This window comes from Robertmurraya korlensis NBRC 107688, from assembly GCF_001591645.1.
GTDB lineage: Bacteria > Bacillota > Bacilli > Bacillales > Cytobacillaceae > Robertmurraya_A.
Genome location: NZ_BCVH01000012.1, coordinates 28,931 through 42,901 on the forward strand (window position 1 = coordinate 28,931; position 13,971 = coordinate 42,901).

The window sequence follows — 13,971 nt, forward strand, 5'->3', positions numbered from 1 at the left end:
ATTAGGTTGTTCAGTCACTGTCTTAGTATTGATGGTAATTTTAAGGAACAGCCTTCATACATAAATTATTTAATAAACAGCAAAAATGAACGTAGGGTTATAAAAGGAGGATTACTACATGAACAAGCCATTAGCCTATTTAAGAGAAATTCTGTCCAACTATACGGATCGGTCTGATACAGCTGAGTTCCTCTTCAAGAGAATAGAGCAAGGACATTATTCTAATGAAGAAAGCTTTGTTCGAAGCTTATCTGATGAAGAAAACAATTTTCTAAACAGTATCTTGCCTGAAGAAATTAAGCACGCCAACAACGAACAAGATGAGACTCGGGCGCATCAGTTAAACGAGGTGTACGAGCAACTCTTTTAGAAGCAGAGAAAAAGGACAATGAATCATTGTCCTTTTTCTTCTTTTTCTTCTCTCTCTTCATGTTCTTCCACATAAGGATCATGTTCAAATGCAGGGAGATCGCCAAAGGTTGTCATGATACCTTCTTCATCGAGTTCCTCTTCATACTTTTCATGTTGCTTATTTGGATAAACGGTCACATGCTTTCCGGTTATATCGACACCGACAAAGTTTTCATAATCCTCCACATACCCAACATTCTCTTGGGGTTCGATGTACATATCATTATAATGATCCACTTGCTCGACTTGATCAGAAGGGGACTCAGAGGTTCCATAGCTTGCAACATCTTGCCAGGAATCTTCCGCATCGTATGAAACATTTTCATCAGTTTCATCCATATCAAATTTTCCAAAAGGAGGCATGAGTACTCCTTCTTCAATTGGTCGTTCGTGAGAAGTCACTTTATCTGGTGAATGTTCAATACAATAAAGTGTATTCGGAAGAGCTTCCAAACGCTCAACTGGGATTTCTTTATGACATACTGCGCAAATACCGTACGTTCCCTTGTCAATTGCTTCAATAGCCTCTAGAACATTTCGGTATTCAAGTCGATAATGTTCGTTGAGGGCGAGATCTTTTTCTCGTTCGTATAATTCAGTTCCAGCATCACCAGGGTGATTGTCGTAAACAGAGAGTTCACTTACGGAATCGGAAAGACTTCGCTGTAAATTGAAATGATCATTGTTTTCAAATTCTTCTTCTAATTGTGCTTTACGGTCTTCTAAACCTTGTCTAAACTGTTGTATTTGTTGATTTGATAGCATCTCAACCAATCCTTTCGTCGGTCTGGTACAAGTTTTAGTATTTACCGATATATGTAGGAACATAAAAGGTAAAATGTTCTTTGAAAAAAATGTCGATTCGTCTCCTAGTTCTCCTGAAAAATTTGTTATAATTATTTGGGTATGGAAGGGAGAACTGAAAATTGGGAAATAGGGAATTACTAAAAAAGAATTTAAAAAGCAGATCATTTCGGTTAAACCTACTGTTCTTTGTGATATTTTGTCTATTTACGATGCTCATTATCCGTTTAGGATTAGTACAAATCGTATTCGGGGAATCATATAGTAAAGAAGTTTCAAGACTTGATGCAACGGTTGTTAGTTTGCCAGCGCCAAGAGGGAAAATGTATGACCGTCACGGACAAGTGGTCGTTGATAATGAAGGAATGGATGCTGTCGCCTTTTCAGAAGAACCAGGCATGACAACTGAAGATAAAATTGAAGTAACACGTAAACTTGCAAAACTATTAAGCTTAGAAAATGAGAGTTATAAAGAAAGAGATTTAAAGGATTACTGGCTAGCCGCTTATCCAGACGAAGCGGAAAAGCTTTTAAAAGAAAAAGAACTTTCGCTTACTGGGAAAGAACAGTATGCCTTGCAAATTGAACGTGTTCCTAAAGATTCGATAAAAGATATTGAAGAAAACGAACGTGAAGAAGCGATTATCTATAAGCGCATGACGAGTGGATATATGTACGAGATTCAAACAATCAAATCTGAAAATTTAACACGAGAGGAAATGGCAACCGTATCAGAAAATCTGAGCTATCTTCCAGGTGTGGAAATCATAACAGATTGGAATCGTATATATCCGTATGGAGAAATGCTTAAGCCTGTACTAGGTAGTGTAACGACTGCGAAACAGGGAATATTAGATGAAAGAAGCAGTTTCTACTTGTCTAGAGGATATTCCCGGAATGATCGTGTGGGTAAAAGCTATCTTGAGTATCAATATGAAGAATTACTACACCCAAATAAGGGTCAAAAGAAATATGTTACAGACAGAAGTGGCAATGTAGTCGATGAAGTACTTGTTTCTGAAGGTTCTAGAGGGATGGATTTGCGCTTAAGTATCAATGCGGATTTGCAACAGGAAGTTGAAAAGATTGTAGAAGAAGAACTTTGGAATGCGAAATCTGGAAAAGGGAATAACCTTCTAGATCGTGCCTTTGTCGTTATGATGCACCCATATACTGGTGAAGTGTATAGCGTTGCTGGAAAAATGGTGGATCAGGAAAACAAAAGCGAACTTCTCGATTACTCAGTCGGAGCGTTTGCGAGTCAGTACGAAATGGGATCCACTGTCAAAGGGGCTACTGTATTGGCTGGATATCAAACAGGTGCCATTAAGCATGGTTCTTATTTCTATGATTCACCAGTTTATTTAGCGGGAGCAAAGCCGAAGTCCTCATGGAAAAACTTCGGAAGCCTGAATGACCTAAAGGCATTAGAGGTATCCAGTAACGTATATATGTTCCATACTGTCATGAAAATGGCAGGAGTGAAATATGTTCCTTACGGTGGACTCTCTGTTCAGGAAGAGGACTATACTAGATTAAGAAATATTTATAAGCAATTTGGTTTAGGTGTACCAACAGGAGTGGACCTCCCGAATGAGGCAACAGGATACCAGGGAACACCAGACAATCCAGGGTTACTACTAGACATGGCGATCGGGCAGTATGATACGTACACTCCACTTCAAATGGCTCAATATGTATCAGCCATTGCGAATGGCGGGATGCGTGTTAGACCTCACTTAGTAGCAAGTGTCCATGAACCATCAAGAGAACAAGAGCTAGGACCGGTTGTTCAAACAATCAAAACAGAAGTATTAAACCGTGTATTGAACACAGATGAAGATTTGGCACGTGTTCGTGAAGGGTTTTACCGGGTTGTAAATGGATCGAATGGGACAGCTAAAGGATCCTTTAACATGGACGTAGCAGGAAAAACAGGAACGGCACAAACCTATTACTACGGACCGGACCGCTCGAAGTGGGGGCAGGCAACTTACAATCTAACATTCGTAGGTTACTATCCATCGGAGAATCCTAAAGTAGCTTTCTCCGTAGTCGTTCCATGGGCTTCGAATGACAAACACCCTGTGAACAAACATATTGCGAACCGTGTGGTGGAAGCTTTCATTAAATACGAAGAACAACGAGCTATAGAAATCCCAACAGATGTAGAAGGCGAAGAGCCGTTAGTAACGGAAGCTGAGTAATATAATGAGAAATCTAGATTCATTGGAATCTAGGTTTTTTTGGCTTTTAAAATGTTCATTAAATATTGTTTGAATAATCTTACAATCGTGTGTTACGATAAAACCATACAAAATAACAAACAGCGTTGCGTAATAAGAAACAGTCTATTTTCAAAGGGAGGAAAGAGAATGTCTATTTATGTAACAAAGGGGAAGTTACAAATTGCAGTAGAGCTTTATCATTTTATCCAAAAGGAAGGGTTGCCACAAACTCAGCTCGATGAAGTATCATTTTGGGAGGGGCTATCAGAGCTAATCCAGGATTTAAAACCAAAAAATGAATTACTTTTAAGAAAAAGAGACGATCTCCAACAGCAAATTAACACCTACCACAAACAACAAACATCCTTCACAGCTGAGTCCTATAAAGCCTTCTTAACTGATATCGGTTACCTTGAACAAGAGGTGGCTGACTTTGAAATCACAACAGAAAATGTCGATCAAGAAATTAGTCTTCAAGCGGGTCCTCAACTCGTTGTTCCAGTCGATAATGCAAGGTATGCACTTAATGCCGCCAATGCAAGGTGGGGAAGTCTGTATGATGCGCTTTATGGAACGGACGTCATAAGTGACGAAGATGGTGCAGCTAAGACAGGAGCTTATAATCCCATTCGCGGGGGAAAAGTAATCTCATTTGCGAAGCAATTTTTAAATCAAACTGCTCCTCTCCGTGAAGGCTCCCACATAGATGTGACTAGCTATCGTATTCAAGATGGGCATCTCATCATTACCTTAACAAATGGAAACAAGACACAGCTGGATAATCAACAGCAATTCGTTGGATACCAAGGAGAAAGTGACAACCCATCAGCAATCTTGTTTAAAAATAACGACCTCCACTTTGAAATCCAGATAGACCATGAATCACCGATCGGAAAAACAGATACGGCTGGTATAAAAGATATCGTCATGGAATCGGCCTTAACCACCATTATGGACTGCGAAGATTCCGTAGCCGCAGTTGATGCGGAAGACAAAGTACGTGTGTACCGAAATTGGTTAGGATTAATGATAGGGGACTTAACGACTACTTTCCAAAAGGGATCAAGAACTCTAACTCGTAGCTTGCAGCCAGACCGTGAATACAAAGATCCGAATGGAGACATATTCTCATTAAAAGGTCGCTCCTTAATGTTTGTTAGAAATGTGGGACATTTAATGACGACCAACGCCATCCTGGATCAAGCAGGAAATGAAGTGCCAGAAGGTATCATGGATGCGGTGGTAACCAGCTTGATTGCCAAACACTCCCTATTAGGAAATGGCTCATACCAAAACTCATCTAAAGGTTCCATCTATATAGTGAAGCCAAAAATGCACGGATCCGAAGAAGTAGCTTTTGCTAATGAATTATTTAATCGAGTGGAGGACTTGATTGAAGTTCCAAGAAACACGATTAAAATTGGGGTAATGGATGAAGAAAGACGTACGAGTCTAAACTTGAAAAATTGCATTCATGAAGTAAGGGAACGAATTGTGTTTATCAATACCGGCTTTCTTGATCGCACGGGAGATGAAATTCATACTTCAATGGAATCGGGAGCAATGATACGTAAAAATGAGATGAAAGCTGCTACTTGGCTTCAAGCTTATGAGAAATCTAATGTATCGACTGGTCTCGCGGCAGGTCTTCAAGGAAAAGCTCAAATCGGTAAAGGAATGTGGGCTATGCCTGACTTGATGGCTGAAATGATTAAACAAAAAATCGTTCATTTAAAAGCAGGGGCAAATACGGCTTGGGTGCCATCACCAACGGCAGCAACACTGCATGCACTTCATTATCATCAAATTCATGTTCGTTCTCTTCAAGATGAACTCAAACAAAATGTACGAAGCTATCAATCTGATATGTTAACCATTCCAGTGGAAGGAAACATGAGCTGGAGTAAGGAAGAGATCCAGGCAGAGCTAGACAATAATGCTCAAGGAATACTTGGATATGTTGTACGTTGGGTCGAGCAAGGGGTCGGTTGTTCGAAAGTTCCAGATATTCACCATATTGGGCTAATGGAAGACCGAGCAACCTTACGAATTTCCAGCCAACATATGGCTAACTGGCTCTATCATGGGATTTGTACAAAGGAGCAAGTGCTTGAAACAATAAAACGGATGGCAAAGGTAGTAGATGAACAAAATGCGGGAGACGAAAACTACCGTCCAATGGCTGACAGATACGAGGATTCCGTAGCGTTCCAAGCAGCATGTGAACTAGTTTTTAAAGGTTATGAACAGCCTAGTGGGTATACAGAACCAATCTTACATCGTCGAAGAATGGAAGCAAAAAGAAAATTCGCTCATCAAAAATAATCAACTAGAAACAGGGCGTGAGGTGAAAAGAATGGATAGAGAAAACATGGTCAAATCGGTGAGTCGCGCCCTTGATATTATTACTCTTGTTTCTATGAAAAAAGAAGGTCTTGGCGTTACTGAAATAGCAAACCAGATGGATATAAACAAAAGCTCCGTCTATCGTATCCTAACAACAATGGCTCATTATGGGTATATTGAGCAGGATGCTGAGTCAGGGCGTTATCGGCTAGGGTACACCTTTTTAGATATTGGCTCGAAGCTTTTAGATTCACTAGATATCCGAACGGAAGCAAAGCCTTACTTACTCGAGCTAGGGAAATTCACCGACGAAGTCATTCACTTAGTCGTATATGATCAAGGAGAAGTTGTTTATATTGAGAAATTTGAGGGAACGGAGACGCTTAGAATGCACTCCAAGGTAGGGAAGCGAGCGCCGATGCATTGTACCGGTGTAGGCAAAGCTATTTTAGCCTATCTGCCTTCCGCAATAACCGAAGATATTTTGAATCGAAAAGGGTTGCCTGTTCATACCCAATATACAATTACTGACCGAGAAAAATTTCTATCTGAATTAGAAGCAGTGAAACAAAGAGGGTATGCTTTAGATCTACAGGAGAACGAGGTTGGAATTACATGTATTGCCGTACCGATCTTTGACCATGCTGGAAATGCAGTGGCGGCGCTCAGTGTCTCTGCACCAACCATTCGAATGAAGGACGAACGTATCGAAGAATTGAAGCAACATGTTTTAAAAACGGGATCAAACATTTCCTATCGGTTAGGATATCGATAAAAGATAAGCTCCAGGAAACTTCCTGGAGCTTATTCTAGTATTACTCAGCTTTTGAAGCCTCTAAAGAGATAGCAAACTTAACTTTATCTCCAACAAGAACTCCACCTGTTTCAAGAGCAGCGTTCCAAGTTAGTCCGTAGTCGCTGCGATTTACTGTACCTTCTGCACTGAAACCAACCTTTTCATTGCCCCATGGATCCTTGCCTTGTCCTTCGTAAGTTACTACAAATGTTTCAGATTTCGTTACACCGTGAAGAGTAAAATCACCTGTTACATTGTACTCGTCTTCGTCTTTTCTTTCGATTGAAGTAGATTTGAATGTCATGGTTGGATAGTTTTCAACATCAAAGAAGTCAGCAGAACGAAGGTGGTTATCACGATCTTCGTTACGAGTATCGATGCTTGCCACATCCACGTTAAACACGATGTTAGCAGTTGTTAAGTCCGTTGGATCTGCTTCAATCTCTGCATCAAACGCATGGAATGCTCCATTAGTCTTAGCGATCATCATATGTTTGATTGAAAAATCTACGTTGCTGTGTGCTGTGTCTACTGCCCATTTTGCTTTTGTCATTTTACATACCTCCAAAGTTTTTGTTTTATTTCATATATCTTGAATTAAATATATTAGATTTCGAAGTAATTATATGATAAGGATAAAACCTTTGTCAATGAATAAATTTTTAGAAAATAAAAAAACAGTTTGCTTTACGTATGCAAACTGTTTTTTGTAAATGTAATATCAATCAAAAGGATTTCAGACCGACTCCCAATACGGAGTGGTGGACCCCAAAAACCAAAGCCTGAAGAGACAAATGCATGAAGCTCGTTCTTCTTCAAGTATCCCCAATCAAGCTCGAAAATCCTTTTTGTGATCAAGTGATTCGGTGCCATCTGTCCACGATGAGTATGTCCTGATACCATGAAATCAACACCGTGTTCTGCAGCTTGGACCAATTCAAGTGGTTGATGGTCCATAATAAAGATGGGCTTTGACTTATCTAATCCTTCTATAAGATGTTCAATGCTTTTTCGGTTACGATCGGTTTTATCTTTTCTACCAACAATCTGTATGCCACCTTCAAGTACAATTGTTTCATCCATTAGGATTGGAATTCCAATTCGGTGCATTTCTTTCATATAGGTTGGAATTCCACCACCGTAATATTCATGATTTCCTAATACTCCGTATACACCATTTGTAGCAGAAAGCTTTTCCATGATATCACCGAAGCCTTTTTTAATAAATGGCTCGGGATCATCATCGATGATATCTCCAGGTAAGAGGATCAAATCAGGTTGTAACGAATTCACTTCATGAACTAATCTAGCTGCATGTCTTTTTCCGGAAAGGTGTCCAAAGTGCATATCAGATGCCATGACAACCCGTAGAGATGAGAATGGAGCTTCTTTATCGATTTCAATGGAATGCTCCCGAATGACAGGACTGTATGCATTAAAGGTTCCTTTCCCTAGAATACCAACCATCAACAATAGAACAACGGTACCACACCAAAAGACGACGCTGTCAGGTGAAAAGCCAGTGAAAATAAATAACCAGCCTACAAAATTAGCCAAAGGAAGAAGCAATAACGCATATTGAATAACTCCAAACCAATACGACCCAATGTATTTCAGGAATAAAAATCTTTTAAAAAATCTAGCTAGCACATAGCTGTAGGACAGAAGGAAAATTACGGCAGTAACAAAACTGAAAATATCTAATGAAAAAGTCGACTGTAGCCATAGATGAAGATTCCAGCCAAGATAAAAGGTGAAAGCACTATATAAAATAATGGTTAAGATGAGCCTACTGTACATGGCTGTTTTCAATAATCTCTACTCCTATTCATGTGTTAAAAGGCGCTTACAAAGTGAAGCTTGTATCCCTTGTTTTTGTAGCTTCTCAACAATTTGCTCATTCGTTAATCGTTTACTTAATGTAATGGTTTCACGAACTGCCTGTTTTACTACCTCATTTAGCTTCATTTTCATCATCCTCACTTAATATGACTAATTGGTCACGAACGAATGTTTTTATTATGACTAATCGGTCAACCTATGTATTAAACGTTTAAAATCTAAACGTTTATTTTCTTGAATAATATTCTAGTAGGAGATTTTTATAGTGATCAAGTGTAGGAAAGTTATTGAAGTTTGATAGCATCCCTTGAATGACAGGAGCCCTTGGTTTCTCCTTTTCGATTTCCTCCATTAAAACTTGAAAAGTTACAAGTAGCTCCTCTTCCCCTATTTTTTCTATCTCTTCTTCTAAGTTTTTTAATACATTTGTGATAGATGGTTGATCAGGTGATACGAAAAAGTTTCTGATAATTTCTTCAACCTTCTTATTTGTTAAGAAAGGACTGTCCTCATAAATATCCTTCACAATACTATCCACTCTCTTAAGGATAAACTCAGTGACCTGTCTGACATTAAAATCTGATGAAGAAAATAATAAAACACCCATATACGATTTAATCATGCCTTCAAGAATGATAGTTAAGTCCCACGAGTACGGCTCAATGTCAGGACCGTAAATTTCAATAATGCTTTGCCGATAGTGTTGATGAGATTCCATTTGTTTACCTAATAAAAGCTGTTTAATGGTTTCATTCCTAGGGATCGCCTGCTCTTTTGTCAACATAATGAGAAAATCTTTATGCATAATAAAATGTGAAAATAACGCGATTTGTTGACAGATTAGTCTTTCACGAGGACTTTGTATATTGATTGTTTGTTCGGAAAAAGCTTTTTCAATCATCTCAAAATGGTATTTTAAGATAGCTAATAGTAAGTCGTCTTTTGATTTAAAGTGTAAGTAAAAAGCCCCTTTAGAAATACCACTTTCTGTTGCGATTTCTTGGATAGATGTCGTTGAAAATCCTTTGCTGGCAAAAAGCCTCATGCTAACTTCAATAATTTGCATATCTTTATCATTCATAAAATAAACCCCCGTTAAACCAAGTTCCTATAGTCATTGTAATTTTTTCTAAGTGGATTTTGAATCTTTATTTATTGTAAACCGTATAAACACATTGTGAGTATAAATAAGTTGACGTATGACTGATTGGTCAGTTATATTGTTGTAGAAATGACCGATTGGTCAATTAATAGTTTTGATTATAACAAATCATTGGAGATTAATCAAAAGGGGAGAAATAAATTTGAAAAGCTTAGTTAACTTCGTCCTGAAAAATAAGCTTGCTGTATGGTTATTAACCATTATTGTAACAGCTGCTGGGATATACTCCGGGACAAAAATGAAGATGGAAAGTATTCCGGACGTATCAATTCCATATTTAATTGTCATGGATGTGTATCCAGGTGCAACGGCCGAACAAGTAATGGAAGAGATATCGATACCGATGGAGCAGACCATTGAGGGGCTTGAAGATGTCAAGGCGGTTTTCTCAAACTCATCTGCCAACGTAGCACAATTGCAAATCGAGTATGACTATGGCGTTGATATGGATGAGAAAAAACGCGAACTCGAATCGGCTCTTGATAATATCGTGTTACCAGAAGCTGCTGAAGATCCATCAATTATGGCGCTTAGCATGAATATGATGCCTGTTTTGGCATTATCGATAAGCAGCACAGAGGAAGATATTGTTGATTTATCAACAACAGTAGAAGAAACGATTTTACCGAAAATAGATAATATTGATGGTGTTGGATCAACAACAATAACTGGTCAACATATTGAAGAAGTACAATTCACGTATAACCAAGAAAAGATGGAAGAACTAGGGTTAACGGAAGACACTGTGAAACAAATGATTCAAGCGAGTGATATGGCTTTATCGTTAGGTCTCCAAAAGTTTGAAGCAGGAGAAGAAGCAGTTGCTGTTGATGGGGATATTAAAACGGTTGATGAATTAAAAGAAATGTTAATTCCAGTGACACCAACTGCAGAAAATCCAAACCCGTTTGTCACTTTAGGAGATATTGCTACCATTGAGACCGTTGGAAATGTACAATCTATTTCTCGTACAAACGGGGAAGAAGCAATCTCTATCCAAATTACAAAAGGGCAACAAGCAAACACAGTTGAAGTCGTTAATGAAATCAAAGACTTAATTAAGGAAGAGGAAAAAGCTATTGATGGTCTAGTCATTGATGTAACGCTGGACCAAGGAAAACCAATCGAAGATTCTGTTTTCACAATGGTAGAAAAAGCACTATTTGGTGGCTTGTTCGCAGTCATCATCATTCTTTTATTCCTACGTGATGTGAAATCAACACTTATTTCTATTATATCCATTCCAGTGTCTATCTTTATGGCATTTTTGCTATTGAACTGGCTTGATATTACATTAAATATTATGACCTTAGGTGCCATTACCGTAGCGATTGGTCGTGTAATAGATGACTCAATCGTTGTTGTGGAGAACATCTACAGACGAATGATTTAGAGAAAGAAAAGCTTAGAGGTCGTGCATTAATTCGTGAAGCAACAATAGAAATGTTTAAACCAATCTTGTCTTCTACGCTTGTAACGGTTGCGGTATTCGCACCACTTATGTTCGTTGGTGGGATGGTTGGTGAGCTATTTAGACCATTTGCTTTAACGATGGCATTTGCCCTAGGTGCATCACTCATTGTTGCGATTACCATCGTACCAGCATTGTCCCATTTCTTATTCCGTAAGAATTTATACGGTGAAAAGAAAGTGAAGGAGCACAAAGAGGGTGGAAGATTAGCAATATGGTACAAAGGTGTTCTAGCTAAAGCATTAAATCATAAAATCATTACATCAGTTATTGCGGTTCTATTACTAGGTGGATCTCTAGCGTTAACTCCACTTATCGGCTTTAGTTTTATGGGATCTGAAGAAGAAAAAACAGTCTATTTAACCTATACACCAGAAGCTGGTGAGCTTGAGGCAGAAACATTAAGAAATATTGAAGAAGTTGAAAAAGAATTAATGAAACGTGATGATTTGGACATTGTTCAAATCTCCTATAACAATAAAGCTTCTACAGACATGTCTGCTATCATGACCGGTGGGGCAAAAGGTGCGTTAATGTACCTAATCTTTGACCCTGACATGAAAGATTTCCCTGAGGTAAAAGAAGAAGTAGAAGAGTATGTATTCAACATTGATCATTCGGGTGAATGGAAATCACAAAATATGGCAATGGGTAGTATGAGTTCTAATGAAGTAAGCTACACATTGTACAGTGAAGATTTAGATGACTTAAATGAAGCAGTTAGCCAAGTAGGGGATGCATTAAAAGATGTGAAAAACTTGAAAGATGTTACCTCTGACCTGGAAAATCCATATGTAGAGCATGTGTTACATGTGGATCAACAGGATGTGTTACAGTATGGTCTAACAACCGCGCAAATCGTTGGAGCATTAGCAAATACAGGTTCTGAAGAAGTGTTAACAACCGTAGAAAATGACGGTGAAAAATTAGACGTTATTGTTCAACGTGAAGCAAAGACTGACGCGAAATCCATTGATGAAATATTAGAGACTCCAATTCCAACGGCTCTAGGTACAACGATGCCGTTGTCTAAGCTTGTATCTGTAGAAGAGGGTACAACCTATAACACATTAGCTCGTAGTGAAGGGGAATACTACTCTGCTGTTTCTGGAACAGTAACGACAGATGATGTGTCAGCAGCAACTACTGAAGCAGATAAGAAGATCGATAAACTTGATTTACCTAAGGGTGTAACAATAGGAGTTTCTGGTGTAGCAGCTGATATGCAAGAGACGTTTACACAGTTAGGTGTAGCGATGTTAGCAGCAGTACTGATTGTGTACTTCATCTTAGTTGTTACATTTGGTGAAGGGTTAGCACCATTTGCCATTCTATTCTCTTTACCATTTGCGGTAATTGGTTCCTTTGTAGGACTGTGGATCGCTGGTGAGACGATTTCTGTTTCCGTTATGATGGGTCTATTGATGTTGATTGGGATCGTGGTTACGAACGCCATTGTACTCGTTGACCGGATCATCCATATGGAACGCGAAGGGATGTCCATCCGTGACGCAATTATTGAAGCCGGGGCTACAAGATTACGTCCGATTCTAATGACTGCAATCGCCACAATTGGTGCGATGATACCAATGGTGTTTGGTGCTGGTGGAGCTGGACTTATCTCTAAAGGGTTAGCTATAACAGTAATTGGTGGTTTAACATCATCAACCCTTTTAACACTTGTGATTGTCCCGATCGTATACGAAGTACTTTCAAAAATGTTAAAGAAAAATCGTAGAGAAGTAGTAGAAGATTAAACTTGATTACAAAAAACCGTTGCTCTTTAGTTCCATCTGAAAGCAACGGTTTTTTGATATTTACATCTTTAATAAAAATTCAGTCCTAGCCATTTCTTCACCATTTACCAGAATACTTACCCCATGTAAACCTCCATAATGCTTGCGTGTTGTTAAATTCTGAAACAGCTGCTTCTTGGTTAGAGGAGTTATTCCTACAGGGTAGCTTTTCTCAGATAAATGAAAAATCTTTCTAGCTTGTTTCCCGTTTGCTTTCATAAAATCGATCCCGCATTCAATTCGTAAAGTTTGTGGCATATTGGATTCATTGTTCACTTCAAAGGAAATGGTTAATGTCTCACCAAGGTAAAGGGCATTATTGGATAAGAACAAGTTTTGAACCGATACACTAGCTGGTAATGTATATCCAAATATTTGAAGGGTTTCTCTATCTCCTTTTTTAAGGAGGCTTCGACAGGCATGTTTTACAATCCAGTCCGTATGTACATCTTTTCCTCTCCATTCACGCACGATTTGTTTCAGTAAGTTGGGATGATCCTTTGAGATATCGTTTAAATTATTTGCTACGGATTTCCTCACATATAGGGAAGGGTCGTTCTTTAGATGTTCGAGAATGGTCAGGATTGGGGTGGGATCTTTTTTTAATTCTACTAATGCTGTTGCCCAAGGCAGACGCGGTCGGCATCCTTCACTCGCTAGTCGACGGATATGTTCATCCTCATGAAGTGACCATCTCTGCATTTGTTCCATCATTTTATCCTGGTTTCGTATAATAAATGGGCGTACAGCAAATTCAGAACTCGAGTACTTTGTAAATTCCTCGAGTGCTCTCATTGAAGCTTCCCATTTCTCAATCCCATATACCTCGACAAAATCAGGAAAAAATAAATATTCTACTCCTCGACACTGAGGTGCAATGTTCATTAAAACCTGTAGGGCTTCCGCGTATGAAGTAGGCAAGTACTTCCGTAGCGCAAAAGTCACGTGCCGAATCCGTTGCTTGAACTCGCGTTCTTCCCAATCATGATCAAAAATAAAAGATAAAAACGACTCCTCATCAAATGTTGGATAGGCTGACTTGATGACTTGACTAAAGTGTTCGAAAAATGAAAGATTGTATCGATCCTTTATTCGTTCCGCCATATATTCTATTC

At 38.8% G+C, this 13,971-nt stretch carries 10 protein-coding genes and 1 pseudogene; 5 read left to right on the forward strand and 6 right to left on the reverse strand.

What is annotated here, in order from left to right:
* Window positions 1–118: 118 nt before the first annotated feature.
* Entirely contained in the window at window positions 119–370 is a 252-nt protein-coding gene (locus tag BKO01S_RS15795) for a sigma-G-dependent sporulation-specific acid-soluble spore protein CsgA (RefSeq protein WP_066056131.1), read from the forward strand.
* A gap of 23 nt (window positions 371–393) precedes the next feature.
* On the opposite strand, the gene BKO01S_RS15800 is transcribed toward BKO01S_RS15795, so the two are convergent.
* Window positions 394–1,176, reverse strand: a complete 783-nt coding sequence (locus BKO01S_RS15800; RefSeq protein ID WP_066056134.1) for a TraR/DksA C4-type zinc finger protein — start codon at window positions 1,174–1,176, stop codon at window positions 394–396.
* A 251-nt stretch (window positions 1,177–1,427) separates the two neighbouring features.
* On the opposite strand from BKO01S_RS15800, the gene BKO01S_RS15805 reads away from it, so the two are divergent.
* From BKO01S_RS15805 to BKO01S_RS15815, 3 genes are all read left to right on the forward strand, one after another.
* Window positions 1,428–3,422, forward strand: a complete 1,995-nt coding sequence (locus BKO01S_RS15805; protein ID WP_084362111.1) for a peptidoglycan D,D-transpeptidase FtsI family protein — start codon at window positions 1,428–1,430, stop codon at window positions 3,420–3,422.
* 168 nt (window positions 3,423–3,590) lie between these two features.
* Complete coding sequence (locus BKO01S_RS15810; RefSeq protein ID WP_066056140.1) at window positions 3,591–5,768, forward strand: malate synthase G; 2,178 nt, start codon at window positions 3,591–3,593, stop codon at window positions 5,766–5,768.
* A 31-nt stretch (window positions 5,769–5,799) separates the two neighbouring features.
* Window positions 5,800–6,564, forward strand: a complete 765-nt coding sequence (locus tag BKO01S_RS15815; protein WP_066056142.1) for an IclR family transcriptional regulator — start codon at window positions 5,800–5,802, stop codon at window positions 6,562–6,564.
* Window positions 6,565–6,604: 40 nt separating this feature from the next.
* Here BKO01S_RS15815 and BKO01S_RS15820 read toward each other — a convergent pair whose 3' ends face one another.
* From BKO01S_RS15820 to BKO01S_RS15830, 4 genes are all read right to left on the reverse strand, one after another.
* Window positions 6,605–7,138, reverse strand: a complete 534-nt coding sequence (locus BKO01S_RS15820) for a YceI family protein (protein WP_066056147.1) — start codon at window positions 7,136–7,138, stop codon at window positions 6,605–6,607.
* 134 nt (window positions 7,139–7,272) lie between these two features.
* Entirely contained in the window at window positions 7,273–8,397 is a 1,125-nt protein-coding gene (locus BKO01S_RS15825; protein WP_439951051.1) for a metallophosphoesterase, read from the reverse strand.
* Window positions 8,398–8,409: 12 nt separating this feature from the next.
* Window positions 8,410–8,553, reverse strand: a complete 144-nt coding sequence (locus BKO01S_RS24430) for a hypothetical protein (protein ID WP_157077393.1) — start codon at window positions 8,551–8,553, stop codon at window positions 8,410–8,412.
* A gap of 100 nt (window positions 8,554–8,653) precedes the next feature.
* Window positions 8,654–9,508 carry a TetR/AcrR family transcriptional regulator gene (locus tag BKO01S_RS15830; protein WP_066056150.1) on the reverse strand — a complete coding sequence of 285 codons (855 nt, stop codon included), beginning with the start codon at window positions 9,506–9,508 and terminating at the stop codon, window positions 8,654–8,656.
* Between the two features lie 223 nt (window positions 9,509–9,731).
* Between BKO01S_RS15830 and BKO01S_RS15835 the strand changes: the two are divergent.
* Window positions 9,732–12,817: pseudogene (locus BKO01S_RS15835) on the forward strand (efflux RND transporter permease subunit).
* A gap of 60 nt (window positions 12,818–12,877) precedes the next feature.
* Here BKO01S_RS15835 and BKO01S_RS15840 read toward each other — a convergent pair.
* On the reverse strand, window positions 12,878–13,960 hold the full coding sequence (locus tag BKO01S_RS15840; protein ID WP_066056155.1) for a DNA alkylation repair protein: 1,083 nt from the start codon (window positions 13,958–13,960) through the stop codon (window positions 12,878–12,880).
* Between the last annotated feature and the right edge of the window lie 11 nt (window positions 13,961–13,971).